The organism is Flavobacterium mesophilum, from assembly GCF_039581405.1.
Classification (GTDB): Bacteria; Bacteroidota; Bacteroidia; order Flavobacteriales; family Flavobacteriaceae; genus Flavobacterium.
In genome coordinates, this window is sequence record NZ_JBCPXZ010000005.1 from 112365 (window position 1) to 136729 (window position 24365).

The 24365-nt window shown below is 34.5% G+C and carries 14 protein-coding genes; 9 read left to right on the forward strand and 5 right to left on the reverse strand.

Annotated elements, in window-relative coordinates; translation table 11 throughout:
* Window positions 1-105 precede the first annotated feature (105 nt).
* From tamL to AAYQ19_RS16100, 3 genes are all read right to left on the reverse strand, one after another.
* Window positions 106-2400, reverse strand: a complete 2295-nt coding sequence (gene tamL / locus AAYQ19_RS16090; RefSeq protein ID WP_343537617.1) for a translocation and assembly module lipoprotein TamL — start codon at window positions 2398-2400, stop codon at window positions 106-108.
* A gap of 4 nt (window positions 2401-2404) precedes the next feature.
* A complete protein-coding gene (locus AAYQ19_RS16095; protein WP_343537618.1) occupies window positions 2405-7507 on the reverse strand; it encodes a translocation/assembly module TamB domain-containing protein in 5103 nt (1700 codons plus the stop codon).
* A 271-nt stretch (window positions 7508-7778) separates the two neighbouring features.
* Entirely contained in the window at window positions 7779-8738 is a 960-nt protein-coding gene (locus tag AAYQ19_RS16100) for a GSCFA domain-containing protein (protein WP_343537619.1), read from the reverse strand.
* Window positions 8739-8864: 126 nt separating this feature from the next.
* On the opposite strand from AAYQ19_RS16100, the gene AAYQ19_RS16105 reads away from it, so the two are divergent.
* Entirely contained in the window at window positions 8865-10610 is a 1746-nt protein-coding gene (locus AAYQ19_RS16105; RefSeq protein WP_343537621.1) for an ABC transporter ATP-binding protein, read from the forward strand.
* Between the two features lie 311 nt (window positions 10611-10921).
* Here AAYQ19_RS16105 and alaS read toward each other — a convergent pair whose 3' ends face one another.
* Window positions 10922-13552, reverse strand: a complete 2631-nt coding sequence (gene alaS / locus AAYQ19_RS16110) for an alanine--tRNA ligase (RefSeq protein WP_343537623.1) — start codon at window positions 13550-13552, stop codon at window positions 10922-10924.
* A 256-nt stretch (window positions 13553-13808) separates the two neighbouring features.
* Between alaS and AAYQ19_RS16115 the strand changes: the two genes are divergently transcribed.
* The 8 genes from AAYQ19_RS16115 (at window position 13809) to AAYQ19_RS16150 (ending at window position 21315) form a co-directional block, all read left to right on the forward strand.
* Window positions 13809-14786, forward strand: a complete 978-nt coding sequence (locus AAYQ19_RS16115) for a peptidoglycan DD-metalloendopeptidase family protein (RefSeq protein ID WP_343537624.1) — start codon at window positions 13809-13811, stop codon at window positions 14784-14786.
* A gap of 47 nt (window positions 14787-14833) precedes the next feature.
* On the forward strand, window positions 14834-15166 hold the full coding sequence (locus AAYQ19_RS16120) for a MerR family transcriptional regulator (RefSeq protein WP_026730479.1): 333 nt from the start codon (window positions 14834-14836) through the stop codon (window positions 15164-15166).
* Window positions 15167-15200: 34 nt separating this feature from the next.
* Window positions 15201-15785, forward strand: coding sequence for a LemA family protein (locus AAYQ19_RS16125; protein ID WP_343537626.1), 585 nt, complete (start codon window positions 15201-15203; stop codon window positions 15783-15785).
* Between the two features lie 54 nt (window positions 15786-15839).
* Window positions 15840-16277 (forward strand): TPM domain-containing protein, encoded by a 438-nt coding sequence (locus AAYQ19_RS16130; protein WP_343537628.1) that lies wholly within the window; start codon window positions 15840-15842, stop codon window positions 16275-16277.
* Between the two features lie 3 nt (window positions 16278-16280).
* Window positions 16281-17111 (forward strand): TPM domain-containing protein, encoded by an 831-nt coding sequence (locus tag AAYQ19_RS16135; RefSeq protein WP_343537630.1) that lies wholly within the window; start codon window positions 16281-16283, stop codon window positions 17109-17111.
* A gap of 95 nt (window positions 17112-17206) precedes the next feature.
* Window positions 17207-17620 carry an RrF2 family transcriptional regulator gene (locus AAYQ19_RS16140; RefSeq protein ID WP_026730483.1) on the forward strand — a complete coding sequence of 138 codons (414 nt, stop codon included), beginning with the start codon at window positions 17207-17209 and terminating at the stop codon, window positions 17618-17620.
* Window positions 17621-17869: 249 nt separating this feature from the next.
* On the forward strand, window positions 17870-20416 hold the full coding sequence (locus AAYQ19_RS16145; protein ID WP_343537632.1) for a TonB-dependent receptor: 2547 nt from the start codon (window positions 17870-17872) through the stop codon (window positions 20414-20416).
* Window positions 20417-20580: 164 nt separating this feature from the next.
* Window positions 20581-21315, forward strand: coding sequence for a DUF2490 domain-containing protein (locus AAYQ19_RS16150; protein ID WP_343537633.1), 735 nt, complete (start codon window positions 20581-20583; stop codon window positions 21313-21315).
* A gap of 175 nt (window positions 21316-21490) precedes the next feature.
* On the opposite strand, the gene AAYQ19_RS16155 is transcribed toward AAYQ19_RS16150, so the two are convergent.
* On the reverse strand, window positions 21491-24247 hold the full coding sequence (locus tag AAYQ19_RS16155; RefSeq protein ID WP_343537634.1) for an outer membrane beta-barrel protein: 2757 nt from the start codon (window positions 24245-24247) through the stop codon (window positions 21491-21493).
* Window positions 24248-24365: the final 118 nt, after the last annotated feature.

The window sequence follows — 24365 nt, forward strand, 5'->3', positions numbered from 1 at the left end:
CACTAATTATTGTAATACTAAAATCTGAATTCGATTTAATTTGTGAATTGAAAATAACTACAAAATAAAATTCGTGCCAATTCGTGTAATTCGCGGCAAAAACTTTTAAAAAGGATAACCAATAGCAATATTCAGAATTAGGTTTTCTTTTCGCCATGGACCGTTTCCAAAATCGATGTCTTTAATCACCCACCTTTCTCCTTCGGGCAAATAGGGTTTTCTTAGAGGAAAAGCCAAATCGGTTCTGAGAATAAAAAACGAAACATCAAAACGCAATCCGACTCCGGCTCCGACTGCAATTTCTTTCATAAAATCTTTAGAAAATTCTGCTCCAGGTTTATTTGGATCGGCATTCATAAGCCAAATATTTCCGGCATCGATAAACGCAGCGCCTCGCACAATACTAAAAAGTTTAGCGCGATATTCGGTACTGAATTCCAATTTCAAATCTCCTGATTGATCTGGCAGATAATCATTTGTCGTTGGTGCATTATAATAACTTCCCGGCCCGATTGATCTTGCCCTAAAAGCTCTAATACTGTTTGTTCCTCCAACAACAAATTGTTTCGAAGTGGGTAAAACACTCGAATTTCCATACGGAATTCCGGCTCCAACAATAATTCGGCTCGCCAATTCACTTTCTTTTCCCAATTTTAAATAATGCCTGAAATCACCTCTTATTTTCGCATATTGGCTAAACGGAACATCGAAAATTTTAATGGTATCATTTTTCTTCACGTTTGCACCTGTAATCAAACCGGTTACGTTTCCTGCCAAATCCAATTCTCCATTAAAGTAAAACGTATTTTTTTTACGTTTTTGCATCGTATTTGTGTACGTGTAGTTATATGTCGGCCCAAAAATTAATTGTTTCTCAATTATTTTTCCTAAAGAAGGATCTTCTAAAATATCATCACGATATTCCTGTGTTACGTGATTCGGACTTACATAAGTAATATCAAATACGTTCAATTGATGTTCTTTACGAACGTTTTCTTTCCACAAATAACCAAATGAAGTTTTAAACGAATTCAAAGCATACAATTGTGTTCTATTCTGAAATTCATAACGAAGTGTTGCTTTGGTTCTTGGCACATATTCGCTTGAACCTTCAATATGAAATGGCGTAATAAATCTCGGCCAAGTCAAACTGGTTTCCGTTCCTAATTTGTAGATATTCTTGCCTTTGTTTACACCTGCAAGCTGAAAATCGGCACCACCAAAAACAGAAACTGTCAGCAGTTCAGCACCGCGGAATAAATTTCGATTGTTCCAATTCACATTAAGTTCTGTTCCTGTATAACTAGCCGAATTTGTTTTTCCCAAAACCTCAACTCGTATAAATTTCTTGGGCAAAAGCGTCAAATAATAATACGAATCCAACGCATTTTTTATGCTATCAGAAGTTCGAAATTCATTTTTCACAAAACTAAAAGTTCCTAGATTTACAAATCGGTTTAAGGTCAAATTATGATCTTTTCGATTGTATAAATCTCCTTTTTTAAAATAAATGGTTCTATCAAAAACCCTTGGTTTAAAAGTATCTGCGGTATCGAGAATCGTAAAATCCTTGTACTGGACAATATCTTCTGGTTTGTATTTTACGCTGTCCTTTGAAATCGAGAAATTCGGATAAACGAAAATTTTGTCGATTTTATAAGCTGTAAGTGCTTTTGGTGGCGCATCATCTTTTATTACCAATCTGATTTTTACTTCATGATCACCTTTACTGCTATCTACTTTTGCTAAAATATAATCGGGATTGAAATAGTAATAACCTTTTTCTTTTAATCGGGCATCGATTCGTTCTCTTTCGGCTTTTATAACATCCAAATCATACGGATTTCCAACTTTCAACAAACTTCTTCGGCTTGATCTTCCAATAATTCTTGACATTGCCAATGAATCATCCGGAAAAGTCACACTTTTAATAATGTATTGTTTTTTCGGAACAACAATATATTCTGCTGTTGCTCGTCTATTTCTAACTGTTGAATCGGCACTAACTCTTGTTTTGAAATAGCCTTTATTTTCGGTAAAATTTCTTAAAACTGAGGCATTATAATCCAAATCAACTTTGCTAAAAAGCACAGGTTCCTCACCTACTTTTGTTCGAAGCCAATATCGAAATCCTTTATCTTTTTTCGGTTGTCCGGCAATATTATAAATCCATAATTTCGGGCGAAGACCCAAAAACTGTTTGTTAGGTTTTGGCCGAAGTAATCCTTCCAATTCATTTTCTAATGCTTTTCGGTCTTTCTTTTTTATAATGGAATCTTTTATTTTTACAGATGCTCCCGTATAAAGCAAATCGCCTTCGGGCAAATACTTGGTGTTGCTACATCCAAAAACAAAAAATAAGGACAGCGTAATAAAATATTTTATATATCTGTTTTTCATATTATTATGTTTTTATCTCAGTGCCTTTAATTTGATTATCCTCTTCTTTGATTCCCTTTTCCTTGTTCTCCTTTTCTTTTTGTTTTTGTCGTTCTTTGCGCAGTTTCTCTTCTCTAATCATTTCTTTTTCTGCCTCAGTACGATGAAAAAGTTCGCGGAATTTATTATAGCTCATCGTGATAATAAAGGCAACTCCGGTTTCGATAACTTGACCTTCAACCGCAACTTGATATTCATTTTTTCGATACGCACGAAGCATATAACGACCATCTTTTGTTAACTGATAATCCAAAGCAACATCGCCCGCAATATTGGTACTTTGCTCGTTAGCGCGTTCTTGACCTTCGACTGCAAAACTGCTTCCAACGGTAACTTTCAAACGATCGTCTAGAAGTTTTTTAGAAACCCCGACATTCAAATCGGTTCTGTTTTCCATCGTTCCAGTGGTGTAATCTTCTGTAGATTCCAAATCAAATTCTAGTTGGACACCACTGATCAGTTCGCCAGCAAAATCATTTAATTGTTGCGAAAGAATCTTGCTCACACTTTGTCTCGCCAAAGTCTCTGCGCTTGTTCCGCCACTTTCGCTCGCAAACGGATTTTCGCCAATAAATCGGTTTAATAATAAAAGTGCAAAAACCTGTTTGTTCATTTCGGCCGGCTCCTGTCTCAATTGCTCCAATTTTGTACGAGACATATCTACAACATCAGAAGAAACTCCATAATTCCCTTCTGGAAGCACAATATCGAAGGTGATTTCTGGCTTTAATAATTCGCCATTCATTTTTAGATGCGTCTCAAACGGTAATTTTTGTTTAAATATATTTTTTTCTGTCTGAGTTCTGTCACCTAATTGATTTCCAAGCAAATCTATTGGCGCGGTGTTCACTTTATAAATTGCCGTAATATCCAAAGTCGCCATTGTTGGTTCGCCGTTCCAGGTAATCGAACTTCCTTTTTGAATGTTGAATTTTCTTCGGATCATGTTGAAATTCATTTCATATGCACCATCTGAAAATTCATATTTACCCGTCAAAGTTGTTTTTCCTGAAGGATCGATTCCTCCTGTCAATTGCGCTTCACCTTTCAGATTCAAATAATCGCCGTTTCCTTTATCTATAATCAGTGTCAATTCTGCTTCTTTATCAATCGAAATATCAACGCTTACGTCCATTCCTATTAATTCTGATTGATTCAGTTTTTGCTTTATTTCTGCTGTTTGTCGCAAATATTGATTGTCTTCATCAACAAATTCCACAATTCCTTCTCTATCTGCAATTGAAGGATCTGATTGCGGTAAAACAACTGTAAATTTGGTTTCTTTATTTAGTTTGATATTTCCGCCAATTACAGGATTTTCAAGCGTTCCGTTTACGTTTAATTTGGCATCCAAAAACAAATCACCGTAGAACAAATCATTGTCGGTTGCTTTTGAATGAATTGCTCTAAAATCTTCAGCAACAATTGTTAGTCCGAAATTATATTTGATAAAATCTGGCGATTGAATTGTTCCGTCGAGCGATAATTCGTTGTCATTTTCATCTTGAAGCGTAAATTTATCGAATGTGATTGTGCCTTCATTAAAAGTGATTTTTTCCTGATCTGTAGTAAAATACGAATTCAACTGCGTCACTCTAAAACCAGCATCGTTAAAATTCAATTCGCCATTAATTTTTGGAGCAGAAGTTGTTCCTTGAATTTTGAAATTTCCTGACAAATAGCCTTTTCCGTCAGAAATATTGTCCATGCTGAAACCTTGAATACTTTTGATATTCAATTTATTTATTGCGACATCAAAATCGAAAGTTCCTGCATCAATCGCATAATCTCCCGTCAAATTCACATCATTTCCTTCATCGCTCAACTGCACATTTGCATTCAAAATATTAGCCGTTTTATTGTCTACTTTTATTTCGATATCACCAACTTTATCGCCTTTAAAAGCGAAATCATCTACTTTTAAATCCGATGTAAAAGTGGGTTTTGTCATGACATTTTCGACCACTGCATTTCCGTTAATCAAACCTTGCATCAACAATTTGTCTTTTTTGACAATGTTCATGATAGTTTCAATTTTGAAATTCACGAAATCAATTTGCAACGGTGCATTATCTTGATTTCCATTTGACTGAATTTTCAGTTCATTTCCGTCATTGCTCAGGAAAAATTTATTTATATAAAGTCGTTTATCACCAAATTCAATTGCATTTTCTGGATCGATATTCCATTTATCATAATTCAGAACGAAGTTTTCAGCATCAATTTTGAAGATGTTTTTTGAATCTTCAGCTTTGAATTCTCCTCCAACAAAATACTGCTGTTTGTCTTTTGCATCTTTTACTTCAAGTGCATAATCCAGAATGTTATTTTCGACTTTTCCAGATAAACTTGTAAACGGAATTTTCAAAGAACCGCTTTCGATTGTCGCCACAGAAACGGAATATTGCAACGCATTTTCTTTTGTTTCTATGTTGATTTTTCCGTCAGAAATGGTATTATCCGCGTAAACGATTCTCGGAATTGAGCCTTTAATTTCCAATGAATCTGCAACATTATTGTATTTTCCAGAAATTTTAAAAGGCTCTAAACCTGTCAATTTCGGAATCAGTTTAAACAAAATCGGGTCGTTGTCAACCGCAATTGTAAATGATAATCTTTGTTCCGCTGATTCTGCATTTACTTTCGGATTTTTTAAATCAATATATTTCGACAAAGATTTTTTTACGGCATCCGCCAGTGTCGTTAATTTGTATTTTCCATCAACCTCAGCTTTTAAAAATTGAGATGAAATTTTGATATTATTTCGAGTATTATCTGCAAACGCAATCACACGAACCGAATCTAAAACAATTGGTTCTTCAGCCTGCAAAATTTGAATGTTCGAAAGAAATACTTTTCCGTTTAAAAAATCAGGATTACTATTGGCGATGTCGGCATCAACATTTCCGCGAAGTTTCATTGGTCCGGCGTGAAGATTCAATTTTTCTAAATCGGCAATATCCAGATTCAGTTTCAGTTTTACACTTGGATATTTATCTTTTGTATCTCCACTTGCAACTAAATCAAAATTCAAATTCGGATCTTTCATTCCAGATCTTACTGCAAATGAACCGTTTTCAATATTTCCTTTTAAAGCCAAATCTTTATACGTGTATCGATTAAAAACTGCTTTTTGAACCAATCCATCGACAACTGCATTTGCCGTTTTAGGATCCAAACTAGTTCCTTTTACTTTCGCTTTAAGCGTAATTTTTCCGATGGAATCATTTTTAATTAATCGACCCACATTGAAATCCAATAAATAAACTGTGGCATCGTATTTTTCTCTTTTCTTAACGCGTTGATCAAATAAGGCATCGATTTTTGCATTTCCAAAACTGCTGTTCAAATCCAAATTTGTTTTGAAATTCTGAACAGAACCTTTAAATTTTCCTTGTAAATTAAGTTGCGACGGAAGCTGAATATTTTTCGGAATTGTTCCCGTCGGAACAAACGAATAAATATCTTTTGAAGTGCTCGAAAGTTTTTTAATATTTAAATCGTAATAGGCTTTCTGCGCATCAGGTAAACCTTTTATTTTCCCCGAAAGGGAAACTTTTGTGGTTCCGATTCCGCTCATTTCAAACTTGGAAATATCCAAATCTTTCACTTTTCCGCTTACTTTGCTGTCGACATATAAAATGGCATTCGGATTACTTTTAAACGGATTCGTTTTTTGCAAGTCTGGCGCAAAAAGCAAAATGTCTTTAAAACCAATTTTAGATTTCTTCAAATTGGCATCAATAGAAAGATTTCCAAGATCTTTTTGAAGCGACGCAAGCGATTTATATCCAATTTTGATTTTATCCTCCACCAGCGTTTGTGGCGTTTTTAAATATAAATTGTTCAGATAAGCATTTTTTGGCCCGTAGAAAAAATCGGTTTTTAAGGCTTGAATTTGTAATCCGCTTTTTTCGTTTACCGTTAATGTTTTTATATTTCCAGAAATTGTATCATTTCCGTAATACAATTTATCGGCTTTAAAATTGAATTTATCCAAATCCAAATGCGCGTAATCAATTCCTTTTGAAACTGGTTTTGACTGCATATCATCAAATTTGAAAGCAACATTTTCAATATTGGTTTCGTTTAATTTGACTTTCCAACCTGATTGTTTTATGGCTGTTGTATCTAAATTGGGTGTTTGAATTTGTTTGTCTTTGGCGCCTAATCTTAAATTTCCGCTTAGATTTTTAAGTTCGAAAGTGTCGAAATCTAAAAGCTGTTTGTTCAAATCGATTTCGTTTACGGCAAGATTTAAATTTCCTAAACGAATGCCCGAATTCAGTTTTGAATCTTTGTTATCGTATAAAACATCAATTTTTGACAATGCGATTTTGTCTAATTTCAATTTAAAATCAGGTCTTTTCGAAATCGTATCAACTGTTTTTATTGAAACTTCGGCAATTTTCTCTACAACATCTTGATTCAAGACGACTTTTAATCCATTCAAATTGATATTCGGAATATTGAAATCCATTTTATCCAAATCGAATTTCTTGAATTTTGTGTCAAAATGCGTCAGATTTACGCGAATATCATTCTTCGAAAAATCATCTTTAAAATTGAATTTTACTTTGTCCAAATTGACTTTTACAACCGAAATCTTGAAAGGTTTGCTATTAGGATCTTCGACTTTTGGTTCTTTTGATTCGAATGCTTTTATGATATAATCGAAATTGAAAACGCCTTCTTTGTTTCGGGAAATATTTGCTGTAGTATTTTCCAAGGAAACCGAATTGATTTCTAGCTCACTACTAACCAGTTTAAAAAGATCAACATCAAGCTCTAACCTTTTACCTGCCAGCAAAGTATCTTTTTTTTGATCTTCAAAATAAAAACCTTCCAGCACTACATCTTTTGGAAATTTTATCGAAATATGATCTAAAGAAACTTTGGTTTTTATTTTTTTGTGAAGATACGTTACCGCTTTGTCCTTAACGAAATTCTGAACGGACGGAACCTGAATTAAAATAATAACAAGCAATAATAACGCAACTACAGAAACCATGCACCAAAGCAGTACACGCAGTGTTTTTTTTAGAAAATGAACGGATTTTTTATTCATACGTCAATAAAACACATTAGATTAAAATTGGGCTTTTAAAAAGCAGAACTATCGATTTTACAAAATTGTAAAATTTTTACTCTAACAATTTACACAATTATGTGCAATTATTCTAAAATTTTATTGTTTAATGGGCAAATCTGAGGATTCTTATTCTATTTTTTTTTAAACTTTGCGCTTTCGCGTCTTTGCGAGAACTATTAAAAAATCACTTTGCAAAAAATCTCGCAAAGACGCAGAAGCGCAAAGTCTTTTTATGTTTTAAACTTGATTAGAATTTTATAGCTGGTACTTTTTCTACTAAAAGGCTAATTTTCTTTTGGAGATTCGCTAAAAATTTTTGGTGTTGTTCTGAATCAGGATTGAAGCTTCGATGACGAAGACTTTTTTGAATTTCATCGACTTCTTTCATGGGCGAAAAACTGTTTTCGGCAATGTAATTTTCACTGAAAACTTTCCAGATATAATCAATTGCAATCTGGTTGGGATGAAGCATATCTTCAGCATAAAAACGATAATCGCGTAGTTCGTCCATCATGATTTCATACGAAGGAAAATAATTGTGAATTGTAAATTGTGAATTGTAAATTTTTAAAGCGCTGTGAAGCGCTGTAAATAAATGCGATTTGCTTAATTGATTTTCGACGAAACCATCTTTGATGTGACGTACTGGTGAAATCGTAAAAATGAATTTTATTTCTGGATTTACTTTCTGAATTAAATCAATTGTATTTTGAATGCTTTTCTGAATTACTTCTGGCGACAGTAATTCTTTTGAAAACTGCTTTTGAGGCACTTTATGGCAATTAGCTACGATTTCATCTTTTTCTAAATTTCTGTAAATCCAGGACGTTCCAAAAGTGATAATAATATGAGTCGCCTCTTTTAACTGCTTGTATGTTTCTGAAGTCGCTTTGTTGAGTGTTTCTAGCAATTCTTGTCGGTCTGAATTGCTTAAATCAGAATGTACTTCAAAGGAATGCCAACGCTCATTATGAAAAAAAACATCTTTTTCGCCAAAGAAATCCTGTTCGCAAACTCTTCGGAACAAATTCTCAATCGAAACCGGATTAAATATAATTCCGAATGGATTGGTTTCATTCTGAAATTTAAAATAATCGAATTTCTCCGCCATATTTTCAGCAAAACAAGAACCAATGGAAAGCACTTTCGAGTTATAATCGATTGGATTACTGCTTTTTGAAATTTGGATTTGGGTTCTGAATTGCATTTAGAATAGTTTTATGCAAAGTTAGAATAATTGCTATTCAAAAAATTACATTTTTAATAACAAAAATGAACTTCACAAACTAAAACAATTGCTTACTTTTGCATCTTCCACTTTTCTAAAAATCATATGAAATTATTATATTCCTATATAATCAGACACAAAATGCTTTTATTTTTTGCGCTGATTATGGCTTCGATAAACATTTGTTTCAGTTTATCAGATTCAATTATTACCGGTAAATTAATGCAGGACTGCGGTGTTGGACTACACAAATACGATGGAAATGCAGCCGGTTTTATCAAATCATTATCTTTTTGGCTTGGTCTCTCTCTTGGAGCCGCAATGGTTTCCAGAATTACCAAAAACTTTCAGGATTATTTTACCAATGTGGTTATTCAAAGAACCGGCGCACAAATGTACACGGACGGAATCAAAAAATCACTTGATTTACCATATGCCGAATTTGAAGATCAACGAAGCGGTGAAACTTTGAGCAAATTGACTAAAGTTCGCTCGGATTCTGAAAAACTGATTACACTTTCGATATCCTTGATTTTTCAAACGATCATCGGATTCATTTTCGTAATCGTTTATGTTGCCAGAATCGATTATCGCATTTCAATTATCTTTTTAATTACAGCACCAATTATTGCTTTGGTAAGTTCGTATTTGGGTAAAAAAATCAAAATTGTTTCTAAAAAAATAGTGAATCAAACCAATGCTTTGGCGGGTTCAACAACAGAAAGTTTAAGAAACATTGAGCTTGTAAAAAGTCTTGGTTTAACGTATCAAGAAGAAAAACGTCTGAACTTAAATACTTTTAAAATCCTTCAATTAGAGTTAGAGAAAATTCGCTTTATCCGAAGCTTGAGTTTTATTCAAGGAACTACGGTTCACTTTTTAAGAACTTGTGTAGTTTTCACTTTGTATTATTTCTTATTTGGAGGAAAAATTATTGTAGGTGATTTATTGACTATGGTATTTTTTACTTTCTTCATTTTTGGGCCTCTACAAGAACTTGGAAACTTTATTATTGCGATTAATGAAACCAAAGTTTCGATGGAAAACTTTAGAGTTTTATTAAACGCGCCTAAAGAATTTCGTCCGAAAAGTCCAAAACATGTTGGAGCAATCCAAAAACTACTTTTTAAAAATGTGAGCTTTCAACATAAAACGGCAAAATTTAAAGCAGTTGAAAACATCAATTTTGAAATCAAACAAGGACAAACTGTTGCATTTGTTGGGCCATCTGGTTCTGGAAAAACAACTCTTGTAAAATTATTAGTTGGATTATATACGCCTGCAGAAGGACAAGTTTTATACAACGACATTGATTCAACCGAAATTGATTTATTGGATTTAAGAAAACAATTAGGTTTTGTTACTCAAGATGCACAATTATTCTCAGGAACAATTCGCGAAAACTTATTATTCGTAAAACCAAATGCAACCGACGAAGATTTATACGACGCGCTAAAAAGAGCAAGCTGTGAGAAGCTTTTAAAACGTGCCGAAGATGGTTTAAACACCACAATCGGTGAAGGCGGTATCAAAGTTTCGGGCGGTGAAAAACAGCGCTTGTCGATCGCCAGAGCAATTTTAAGAAATCCAAATTTATTGATTTTTGATGAAGCAACTTCTGCTTTGGATTCAATTACAGAAGAAGAAATCAATGCTACAATCCGAAATATTTCCGATAAAAACCGAATCACAGTTTTAATCGCGCACCGTTTATCAACTGTAATGCATGCTGACAAAATATTTGTTTTGGAACAAGGCAAAATAATTGAGCAAGGCAAGCATGATGATTTGATTGCTGAAAAAGGATTGTATTACGCAATGTGGCGCCAGCAGATTGGGGAAAGAAAATAAATTTTCGTTAAGCTACTAAGATGCTAAGGTTCTAAGTTGCTAAGTTTTTGAATTGCCTCCAGCTTTAGCTGGAGGGTAAAAAGTATTATAAATAAAGGCTTTAGCCAAACTGTTATGTTTGGCTAAAGCCTTTATTATTTACTTATATTTTTCATCCAGCTAAAGCTGGACGCAATTCAATTTCAATATTTGTCATTTAAACGAAATAACATAAAATAAGAAAAAACAAAACCCGACAGATTAAAAAATCTATCGGGTTTGTTTTCAAATTATAAAACTTAGAATCTTAGAAACTCAGATTCTTAGCATCTTTATTTAACAAACTCAACCGCTTTTGAAAGCGCCTCAGCGATTCCGTCAACATTTTTACCTCCTGCAGTTGCGAAGAAAGGCTGTCCTCCTCCTCCACCTTGGATGTATTTCCCTAATTCGCGAACAACTTGTCCAGCATTTAGGTTTTTGCTTGCTACAATTTCTTTCGAAACATAACATGTCAACATTGGTTTTCCTTCGTGAGCTGTAGCTAAAACAACAAATAAATCGTTGTAAGCATTACCCAATTCGTAAGCCAAATCTTTTGCTCCTTCAGGGTTTAAATCTACTTGTTTAGCTAAGAATCGAACTCCGTTGATTTCCTGTAATTCTTTAGCCAAATCAGCTTTCATATTTTTAGCCTTATCTTTTAATAAAGCTTCTAATTGTTTTTTCAATTGCGCATTTTCGTCTTGCAATGCTTGAATCGCTTTTACAGGATCTGGAGCATTTTTAAGCACTTCTTTGATTTCGCTGAAAGAAATTGCTTGAGACTCAAAATATTCTTTTGCTGCTTCACTTGTAATCGCTTCAATTCTTCTGATTCCAGCTGCAACAGCTCCTTCAGAAATGATTTTAAAGTGCCAGATATCAGATGTATTTGCCACGTGAGTTCCTCCACACAATTCGACAGAATCTCCGAATTTAATGGTACGAACTAAATCACCATATTTTTCTCCAAATAATGCAATTGCGCCATCTTCAAGAGCTTGATCTTTTGGGATAGCTCTTTTTTCGATTAATGGCAAACTTTCACGAATCCTTGCGTTTACAAAGTTTTCCACTTCTAACAATTCCTCATCTGTAACTTTTGAGAAATGAGAAAAGTCAAAACGCAATGAAGCATTTCTTACCATCGAACCTTTTTGCTCAATATGCGTTCCTAATATCTTACGCAAAGCTTGGTGCAACAAGTGCGTAGCCGAGTGGTTTGAAGAAGTTTTAGCTCTTTGAATGGCATCAACAACAGCGTTGAAGGTTCCAGTAAGATTCTCAGGCAATGACTTCGCCAAATGAATCGTTTGGTTGTTTTCTTTTTTGGTGTCAATGATATAAATAATATCTCCGTTTTGAGCTTCTAAATACCCTTTATCTCCAGTTTGTCCTCCGCTTTCTCCGTAAAATGGAGTTGCATTGAAAACCAATTGGAAGATTTCTCCATCTTTTGCACTTTCAACTCTACGGTATTTTGTAATCTTAACTTGTTGTGATAATCTATCATAACCAACAAATTCTTGGATATCATCTTCAATAATTACGTTCCAATCTCCAGCAGTTACTTTTGAAGCCGCACGAGATCTTTCTTTTTGCAATTGCAATTGTTCTTGGAAACCTTTTTCGTCTAATTTCAATCCTTTTTCTGAAAGAATCAAAGCCGTTAAATCGATTGGGAATCCATATGTATCATACAATTCGAAAGCTTTTTTACCATCGATTGTATCGCCAACGTTATTTAAAATTACAGCATCTAAAAGAATCAATCCTTGATCTAATGTTTTTAGGAATGAGTTTTCTTCTTCACGAATTACATTTGAACAAAGCGCTTTTTGCGTTCTGATTTCTGGGAAAGAATCTCCCATTTGCTCGCTTAGTGTTTCAACCAATTTGAAAATAAAAGGTTCTTTTGTTCCTAAGAAAGTAAATCCGTAACGAATAGCACGACGTAAAATTCTACGAATTACATAACCAGCGCCAGTGTTAGAAGGCAACTGACCGTCAGCAATAGCAAAAGCTACCGCACGAACGTGATCTGCAACTACACGAATTGCAATATTTACTTTTTCTTCCGCTTCGTTTGATGCTTTTACAGTATATTTTGCTCCAGTAATTGTTTCGATTTCTCTAATTAATGGCATAAAAACATCAGTATCATAGTTTGATGTTTTTCCTTGCAACGCCATACACAAACGCTCAAATCCCATTCCGGTATCAACGTGTTGTGCTGGAAGTTTTTCTAGAGAACCATCAGCTTTACGGTTGAATTCCATGAATACGTTATTCCAGATCTCAACTACTTGAGGGTGATCATTATTCACTAAACTTTTTCCTGAAACTTCAGCTTTTTCTTCTGGCGAACGTAAATCAACGTGAATTTCAGAACAAGGTCCGCATGGTCCTTGATCTCCCATTTCCCAGAAATTATCTTTTTTGTTTCCTAAAATGATTCGGTCTTCATCGATTAAAGTTTTCCAGATATCCCAAGCTTCTTGGTCAAACGGAACATTATCTTCTTTACTTCCTTCAAAAACAGAAACATAAAGATTCTCTTTTGGAATTTTATAAACCTCAGTCAATAATTCCCAAGCCCAGTTGATTGCTTCTTTTTTGAAATAATCACCAAAAGACCAGTTTCCTAACATTTCAAACATCGTGTGGTGGTACGTATCAATACCAACCTCCTCAAGGTCATTATGTTTTCCAGAAACACGAAGACATTTTTGCGTATCGGCTATTCTTGGACTTTTTGGAGTTCCGTTCCCTAAGAAAAATTCTTTAAACTGGGCCATTCCCGAGTTATTGAACATCAAAGTTGGATCGTCTTTAAGGACAATAGGAGCTGATGGGACAATAGTATGCCCTTTGCTCTCAAAAAAATCTAAAAATTGTTTACGTACGTCTTGTGATTTCATGTTTTATAATGAGATAATTTGAAAATGTGTCAATTAGACAATTAACCAATCTGAAAATGTGACCATTAGAAAATTTTAATTAAAAACTTAAAATTCAAAACAATAAATCTCGTTTTTATTACATTATCTAATTATCAAATTGACACATTATCTAATTGCTTTTATTCTTGAAAAAAAGTCTCGAACAACTGAAACATTTTTTAATTTTGTTCGACTAACTTATTTTACAAGCTGCAAAAATAGGGTATTTTAAAATATGGCGAAAGTAAAATATTATTACGACTCAGAAAATCTGGCTTATACGAAAATAAAAACCAGAAAAAGGGCAAAAATTGGTTATGCTTTCCTGTTTTTGTTGGCTTCAGCGCTATTTGGCTTTTTAATTTTTGTTCTTTTAATCAATACCTCCTATTTTGAAACACCAAAAGATCGTTTGCAGGCTCGCGAAATTGAAAATTTAAAGCTGCAATATGCGATTTTGAATAAAAAAATGGATGAAATTGATGATGTTGCCGAATCGCTCGAAGACAGAGACAATAATATTTACAGAATTTATTTTAATAAAACTGAAATTCCAGATTCGATCCGGAAAGAAGGTTTCAGAGATGCTGAGCGATATAAAAAATTGGAAGGCTATAACAATTCGCAATTGGTTTTAAATACGACAAAACGAATTGACAAGCTTTCAAAGCAATTGGCCATTCAGTCTAAATCATTAGATGAGATTTTAAAATTAGCTGGAGCAAAAGAGAATTTATTATTAGCCATTCCAGCAATTCAACCTGTGCAGAACGAAAGTTTAAAACGAGTTGCTTCAGGTTTTGGATACCGTATTGATCCTTTCACGAAAGTGAGAAAAATGCACAACGGAATGGATTTTACAGCCAACACTGGAGCTCCTGTTTATGCGACTGGCGACGGTGTTGTTGAGAGAGCTGATGCAGCTGCTTCGGGATTTGGAAATCATGTTGTAATACGGCACGGATTTGGCTATGAAAGTTTGTATGCGCATTTGAGCAAATACAATTGCCGACCAGGACAGCATGTCAAAAGAGGAGACGTCATTGGCTATGTGGGAAGTACAGGAAGATCCGAAGGTCCGCATTGCCATTATGAAGTTCATAAAGACGGAAAAGTCGTAAATCCGCTGAATTTCTATTATGGAAATATTTCAGCTGCCGAATATGTGGCAATTTCACAAATGGCAAATCAAGAAAACCAATCATTAGATTAATAGTACAAAAAATAGTATTTTTGGAATAAAATAGAAAAAAACGAATCATGCATATCGAACTTTCAAAAGACAAAAGATATTACAGTATTGGCGAAGTTGCCAAAGCTTTTAATGTCAATGCCTCTTTGATACGCTTTTGGGACAGCGAATTTGACATTCTGAAACCAAAAAAAAATGCCAAAGGAAACAGAATGTTCACACCCGAAGATGTTACCAATTTGCAGTTAATTTATCATCTCGTTAAAGAAAGAGGTTTTACGCTAGAAGGTGCCAAAATACATTTGAAAGAGGGACAAAAGAAAACATTAGATAAATTCGAAATTATACGTAAATTAGAATCGATAAAAACACAATTAAACGACATAAAAAACGAATTGTAATTAAAAATTGAAATAAACTTAAATCAAAACAAATATGAAAAAGTGGTTAATCCCTGTAGGAATTATTGTAGCACTTATTGCTATTATCGCATTTTGGTCGATTGGTATTAAAAACACTGCTTTGCAACATAGCCAAGCTGTAAATAAAGAATGGGGAAATGTTCAAACGGCTTACCAAAGACGTAATGATCTTATCGGGAATTTAGTAAACACTGTAAAAGGTGCTGCAGATTTTGAAAAATCAACTTTAACTGCAGTAATCGAAGCTCGTGCAAAAGCTACTTCAGTAACTATAGATCCAAGCAACGTAACACCTGAGCAATTAGCGCAATTCAATCAAGCGCAAAGTGGTGTAACTTCATCATTATCAAAATTATTGGTTTCTGTTGAGCAATATCCAACTTTAAAAGCAAACGAGAATTTCTTGAAATTACAAGACGAATTAGCTAGTACTGAAAACCAAATTTTAACTGCTAGAACTCGTTTCAACGAAGCTGTTCAAGTTTACAACGGATATGTTTTAAAAATTCCAAACAATTGGTTCTTAAGTGAATACAAAGAAAAACCATACTTTGAAGCTTCTACTGGAGCAGATAAACCTGTTGAAGTAAAATTCTAATAGGTTTTAGACAAAAAATCTAAAATCAGCAATCTAAACTCTAAAATTAATCAGATGTCAAAAGTAGAAGATTTTTTAACCAAAGAAGAAGAGCAAGAAATTGTTGAAGCTATTCGTATGGCTGAAAATAATACTTCTGGCGAAATTAGAGTACATATAGAAAAAACAACTTCTAAAGCTCATTTTGACCGAGCTTTAGAAGTTTTTCATGAATTGCGAATGAATGAAACTAGATTGCAAAATGGCGTTTTGCTTTATTTTGCAGTTGAAGACAAAAACTTTGTGATTTGTGGAGACAAAGGAATTAATGATTTGGTTGCTGATGATTTTTGGGATTGCACCAAAGACGTTATGACGAATCATTTTAAAGCTGGAAATTTTAAGCAAGGAATTGTTGATGGTATTTTGAATGCCGGCGAACAGCTCAAAAAATATTTTCCATCTCAGGAAGATGACACAAACGAATTATCTAACGAAATTTCAAAAGGATAAATGATGAAAAATTCCAAATCTCAAATTCCAAATTCCAATCGAATTTTTCAAATTACTCTTTTGTTTATCACGTTATTTATCTGCAATGCGACTTTTGCACAATTCGATATTCCCAAAAAACCTGATTTTCAAACTTCTGTTTACGACTATGCGAATGTTTTAAGTGCTTCTGAAAAAACACAATTAGAAGAAAAATTAATTCGATACTCAGATTCAACCTCAACCCAAATTGTTGTTATTACCATTGAAAGCCTAAAAGGAGAAGATATTGGTATTCTTACTCCAAAATGGGCACACGAATGGGGAATTGGACAAAAGAATGAAGATAATGGGGTTTTAATTTTATTGGCTAAAGCCGAAAGAAAAATCTGGATTTCACCTGGATACGGACTCGAAGATCGTTTAACCGCAGGTATAGGTGGAGAAATTACCAGAAACATTATTATTCCCGAATTTAAAGCTGGAAGTTATTACAGAGGTTTAGACAAAGGAGCTGATGCGCTTTTTGATGTCTTTAAAGGAAAATATAAAGGAGAACGCAAAAAAAGCAAAGGACAAGGCTTCCCTGTCTTGCCTTTCATTGTAATTGTTGTTATTGTTCTGATTTTAATGTCTCGAAACAAACGAGGCGGAGGAGGAAATTCAGGCAACAGTGGCGGTGGCCCTAGCCTGCTTGATGTCATTATTTTGAGTAATCTTGGAAGAAGTGGCGGAAGAGGAGGTTTTGGTGGTTTCGGCGGATCATCTGGAGGTGGTTTCGGCGGTGGCGGAGGCTTCGGTGGAGGTTTTGGCGGTGGCGGATTCTCTGGTGGAGGTTCTGGCGGAAGCTGGTAAACATTACTTTGTTTCAAGTTTTATTGGTTTCAGGTTCCAAGTTTTAGGTTTCAAGTTTAAAAAATCATACATTTACATTTTACAATTTAATATAGATGTTATCACATAAAGCAAAATACGCCCTTAAGGCCTTACTTTATTTAGCAGAACAAGACGAAAATCACATTTCTAGAACTATAGAAATTGCTGATGGCGCTAATATTCCTAAAAAGTTTTTAGAACAAATTTTATTAGATCTAAAACGAGGACGTTTTGTGAGCAGCAAGCAAGGAAAATTTGGCGGATATTATCTGATAAAATCAAAAAATGACATCACTTTGGCAGAAATTCACCGATTATTTGACGGTGCAATTGCACTTTTGCCATGCGCTTCTTTAAATTTTTACGAGCCTTGCTCCGATTGCAAAACCGAGTCTGAATGCAGTCTGCGTCACGGTTTGATGCTGATTAGAGACAAAACTTTGAAGGCTATGGAAGGCATCACAATCGCTTCATTAGTGAAGAAATAAAAAAATATTTTCTAATTCCTAGTAAATCTATAGAATTAATACATATATTTGCCAAAAATAATTAACAAACCATTTACAAATTTTTAACTCATGAAAGTACATTTCGGTTTATTAGATGTAAAAAATCTATCGCAGGCAAATTATGGTATTCAGTTCAAAACTGTAAAAAGCAGTTCTTGTATGATGTGTATGTGTTGGTAAAAAAAATTTATTTTTAAACTCTACTAATCATATATACTTAATATAAAAATGAAAAATTCGATACAAAATATACTCACAATACTAGCAGTTTTAACTTTTTCAATCTCATTCGCACAAAACATCGAAGGTGTAGTTAAAACCACTGAAAACACGCCATTAGAAGCAGCAAACGTTGTTATTAAAGGAACAACTTCAAATACAATTACAGATGGTACAGGAAAATTTGTAATTGATACAAAGGGAAAACTTCCTGTTACGCTTTTAATTCAATACGTTGGTTACAAAACAACAGAAATTGAAATCGACGATTTGCCAGCAACTCCATTGCAAATTGTTTTAAATGAAGAAAACGCGCTTGTTGAGGTAGTGGTTTCTTCACGACGCAGAATCGAGAAAGTTCAAGATGTACCAATTGCAATTTCTGTAATTACAGGAAAACAAGCAGAACAAACGGGAGCTTTCAACGTGAACCGTATCAAAGAATTGGTTCCTTCAGTACAGCTTTATTCTTCAAACCCAAGAAATACCGGAATCAACATTCGTAGTTTAGGTTCTCCATTCGGATTAACAAATGACGGAATCGATCCTGGAGTTGGATTCTACGTTGACGGTGTTTATTATGCTCGTCCAGCGGCAACAACTTTAGATTTTATTGATGTTGAGCAAATTGAAGTTTTGCGTGGACCACAAGGTTCATTATTCGGAAAAAACACGACTTCAGGTGCTTTTAATATTACGACTAGAAAACCAAGTTTCTCTACAGGAGCAGATTTTGAAGTTAGTTATGGAAATTATAACTTTTTACAAGCAAAAGCATCGGTTACTGGAGCTATAAGCAAAAAACTTGCTGGAAGAATCTCTTTTTCAGGAACACAAAGAGATGGTTTAGTTGACAATGTCGCTACAGGAAGACCAACTAATACGCTAAACAATCAAGGACTAAGAGGTCAGTTGCTTTGGACTCCATCTGTAAATACAAATATTATTCTAGCAGCGGATATTACTACACAACGTCCTGACGGATACGCACAGGTGGTTGCTGGTGTTGCGCCAACTCAAAGAGCGGCTTATCGTCAATTTGATGCTATTATCAAAGATTTGAATTATCAATTGCCAAGCTTAAATGCTTTTGATCGCAAAATAGATCATGATACGCCATGGCGCTCTAATCAGGACATGGGAGGTATTTCGCTTAATATTGACACAAAAATTGGCCCTGGAACATTGACTTCGACTACAGCTTGGAGATTCTGGAACTGGGATCCATCAAATGACAGAGATTTTACAGGATTGCAAGTATTGGCAAAATCTCAAAATCCAACCAGACAGACACAAGTAACTCAAGAAGTTCGTTATGCTGGTCAGCTTTCTAGCAAAGTAAGCGGTGTTGTAGGTGCGTTCTTTATTGATCAAACTTCGCAAACAGATGGAACAGAAGAATCTGGAAATGCACAATGGAGATTCTCTCAAAGTACGACTAGCCCATTATGGAAAACTCCAGGACTTTTTGAAGGATACGGAATCAAAACAGATGCAAATATCAGAGCTTCTAGTGCTGCAGTATTTGGCCAAATTGATTGGGCAATCACAGAACGTTTTCACGTATTGCCAGGTTTGAGGTACAACTTCGATAAAAAAGATGCGCATTATTCTCGTACCACTTACGGAGGTTTGCAAACTACAGATCCAGCGTTGCTTGCTTTGAAAAAATCGGTTTACTCTGATCAAGCATTTGACTCAAATACTGACAAAACAGACTTCTCAGGAAATATTACGCTTACTTACAAGGTTTCAGACAAAATCAACGCTTATGGTACTTTTGCAAAAAGCTACAAACCAGTTGGTGTGAACGTTGCCGGACTTCCATCTGACGCAAAAGGAAATCCATTGCTTGATCTTGCAGTGATCAAACCTGAAAAAGTATATCATTATGAATTTGGAGTAAAAACTTCTCCGTTTAAAAATTCAATTTTGAACTTGACATTCTTTAACACTGATATTAAAGATTTTCAAACAAACGTTCAAGCAGCTGAATTAGGTGTAAACCGCGGTTATTTGGCAAATGCTGATAAAGTACGTGTAAGAGGTGCTGAGTTAGATGCAAGTTTTGTATTCAGTACACACTTGACAGTAAACGCCGCTGCAACTTATACAGATGGTAAATATGTGAAATTTACAAACGCTCCGCTTCCATTAGAAGAAACTGGTGCTCCAGTAGCATACAAAGATGTTTCTGGAACTGATTTGCCAGGAGCTTCAAGATGGGCAGGATCTTTAGGAGGTGAACTTTCTGACAATGCAACATTCTTTGGAAACAGAGGGAAAATATTTGTGGCAGCTGATTCTTATGCTCGTTCTGAATTTTCTTCAAGCCCATCGGCTTCAAAATATTTAGTCGTGCAAGGTTATGCTATTTTTAATGCACGTTTAGGTTTCCGTGCTTCTCAAGGACTTTCAGTTCATTTCTGGGGACGAAACTTATTCAATAAAGATTATTACGAACAATTATTGCCTGCTGGTGGTAACGCAGGACAATATGCAGGAGTTCTTGGTGATCAAAGAACTTACGGAATTACGTTAAAGTATTCACTGTAAGCGGTTAAGTTAGTTAGTTTAAATCATTAAAACGAGGCAAGTTTTTAAATTTGTCTCGTTTTTTTATTCTTTGAAATCACAAAATTATATTCAAACCAAATTTTAATCTGCTTAAAATCAACTCTGATTTCTATATATTCGCAGCCTGAATTTATGGAGATTAGATGAAGTTTTTCAAACTACTGTTTTTAATTGGCTTAATTGGCACAAATTTATCTGCGCAAGAAAGGAAAATCGACCAGCAAACATTGACCTGGACTCGTTACTATAATATTTTGCCTCTATCTGAAAAATGGGCTCTTCATTCTGAATTTGACAATCGCACATTCTTGAATCCTGTTCATGAAAACCTTTTTGTCATTAGAACTCAGGGACGTTATCGTGCCAGCAAACTTGCCGAATTAGGTGGCGGATTTGCTTTTTTTAGCGTAAACACACAAAATCCATACGTAGATCCTAATTTCTCTGTTCCTGAATATCGCATTCAGCAAGATATTACTTTGATTAACGATATTGCCAAAATCACTTTTCACAATCGTTTTCAGCTCGAAGAACGTTTTATAGAAAAAGCTTCGAAAACAGAATTGTTAGATGAATTTTCATTTGCCTTGAGATTTCGTTACCGCTTGCAGTCTACTTTTGATCTTTGGAAAAAAGAAGGCAGAAGTCTAAAAGGTACAATTTCAGACGAAGTCATGTTCAATTTTGGAAAAGACAACAAACTGAATACTTTTGACCAAAATAGGTTTTACGTTGCACTTCGCTATCATTTCAACCCCAACATCGGATTAGAGTTGGGTTACATCAAAAACTTCCAAAGACGCGCCAGTGGCGTAGATTTTTATGACCGAGATATTATTCGTTTCACGATTTATCATAGAATTGATAAGAGGTTCTAAGGTGCTAAGATGCTAAGGGGCATTTCCAATAAAGATTAAAAGCGTATAATCAAATTAAAATTTGATTATACGCTTTTTCTATACCTTAGCACCTCAGAACCTCAGCACCTTAGAATCTTAAGAAAAAAGCCTTAAAGAGACGCACCAAAAGTACGCCTCTCCAGAAAGAGAAAACCTACTCCTCTCTTTCTCGGCCTCGTCTCTTGCCTTTTTCATTTCCTGCAAAATTTCCAATTTTGTAAGCTAATGAAAACATGACATAACGTTTTAAAACAGTATTTTCCTCATCTCGGATTGAAGTTGCCGAGATCGTTCTTGTAGCACTTTGATTTTGATTCAAAACATCATATACCTTAATTTTTGCGTATAGTTTTTTGTCTAAAAAGCCATAAGACAAACTGGTATTCCATAAATAAAAGTCCTTTTTGAAATCACTCGAAATATTAGAATTGTATGTGTAGCCAAAATCATTTCCGAAAATAAATTTAGAAGGCCAATAACTCGTAGTCTGCAAATTAATTCGGTGTACCACATTTGAAGTCGCATCACGCGTGTAGTTTTCATATTTTGTTTCATTGTATGACAAGCTATACGATGGTGCAATTACAAGCAATTCTCCATATTCGTATGACAAATATACTTTTGGCGTTACGGCAGTTCCTTTTGCATTGTACAAAACTCCATTTGTGAAACCTTTATCAAAACTGTAAGTTCCGTTCAACTGCAAACCATATCGAAATGTATTTGCATCTTTCTTGATCGATTGATTCCAATTTCCGCCAACAGTAAAGGTGTATGTGTCTGAAATGTTCACATATGTTGTCGTTCTTTTTCCACTATCATCATAAAATGAAGTAGAAGAAATATCATCTGTATAATAATCTCCTCTTGCATACACGCTGTAGCCAGAACGCGTACGGAAATCAAAATTTCTAAAACTAAAATTCACGCTGCTTTTTTCTATTGGCGTCAAATTCGGATTTCCGATAATTGTATTCAGCGGATTGCTCAAATTAGCAACTGGCAATAAAAAGCTTGAAGCCGGAAGCGTATTCGAATAATCATATTTAAAAGTCATATTTTTTGAACGACTGAATTTATATCGAAATTGAGCCGTCGCAAAAGGCAAAGCATATTTCTGATTCAAATCCGTTGGTTTTCCTAAATAAAAAGCATGATTATCGTAATCAATAATCGAAGTTTTGGTGTCAAGATTTATAGTGTATTTATTTTTTTGAAGCGTAATTCCAACTTTAGGACTAACCGAATTCTGTTTTGAAGTTGTATAAGTCGTCAAAGATTGATTTATTTGAGAATACGATTGTGTATCAGCATCATAATCAAATGTTTTTTGATCTTTTATTTCATTTTGCCAATCAAAATCAGAACCAAATCTAATTCGCAAAGAATCTGTAATAGGCTCTGTATATTCAATGTCTAATGAATATGCATCGTTCACATTATCATTTCTAGTCGTCTGATTTCGTGTATCATTTGGCTTATTGTCTTGATGAAAAATAGTCTCCGAAATGTTCAATGCATCCGTAATCGCGTCTGTGTTATTATTGTCAAAAACGAAACTCAGGTTACGATTTTTTTTCTCAAATGCTTTATTGAAATTTAAAGTATTGGCAAAATTAGTCGTCGTATTTTCTCGACGAGAAGACGCTGTACTTTCATTTAAAGCTTGGCCATTTTCGTCTTGAGAAGCGCTTGACGAATCGGAGTCGCTATCTACTCGCGTTTGATTGAATTTTGGCGTAAAAACAATTCGCGTGCTTGGATCAAGCTTGTATTCGAACTCAAAATTGGCTTTATTTCCCGTGTTTTCAGTTCTTGTTTTCGCATCTGATTCCGTTATGATATTTCCTGTTGGCAAAAAGTTCAACTGATTGGCTTTGCTATCGTTGTTGGTTATATTATTCGAAAAATTATAACTTCCAGAAGCCGAGAAATCCTTAAACCATTCATCTGAATAATTGATACCAGCCAAATTAGACTGAATAATACCTTTTCCGCTTGTAGAATTATCTCTGTTGGCATTATTATTTCGCCCGCCTCCCATATTATCAAATACATCATCCATCGAAAAACCGGTTGAATTGATATTATTAGAAGATGCCAAAACGCTAATTTTCTGATTATTATTGAAGAAATTCATAATCAAACTGCTCTCATAGCGATCATCAGAACCATATCCGCCCAACACTTTTCCGAAGAAACCTTTATTTTTCTTTTCATCAACCGTAAAGTTAATTGATGAATTATCAGAACTCGATTCTTGTTTTGCCAGTTCTTCTTTCTTCGTTTTATAATCTGAAACCTGAACTTTTTTGATGATTTCAGCCGGCATGTTTTTCAATAACATTTGACCGTCTTTATCAAAAAAAGCTTTTCCGTTGACTAAAAACTGCGTGACTTCTCGCCCATTTACAGTAACTTTTCCGTCGTTGTCAACATCAACTCCAGGCAATTGTTTTAGGAGATTTTCGACATTCGCATCGGGCCTCACTTTAAAAGCCGATGCATTAAATTCTAAGGTATCTTTCTTAATGGCAACTGGCGGTGCTTCGGTTTTGATGACCACATTTTCCAGCGCATTTATGTTTTCGGCCAAATATAATTTTCCAAAATCCTTGCTTTCGATAAGTTCTTTGTGCTCTTCAACAAAAGTCTGATAGCCCATGTAATTGACTTTCAAATAAACAGGTTTATTGATTTTTTTGGTATTGATTCTAAAAACGCCGTTTTTATCAGTCGTAGCATATTCAATTACAGCAGAATCTTTTACGGTTGTAAAATATACGGTCGCCATTTCAAGCGGAACTTGTGTATTAAGATCAACAACGGTTCCTTTGAGGATAATATCATTTTGCGCATTGGCAGAAACGCAAAAAAGAAAAAACAGCAGATATAAAAAATATTTGGTCATAAATGGTCAGTTAGTACTATTTAGACCACAACGCTTCTTAAAGGTTTAATTGTATATTTAACAATTAGGCTTGCTTTTGTGAAATGAGCAAAAAAAATCCCCGTATAAACGGGGATTA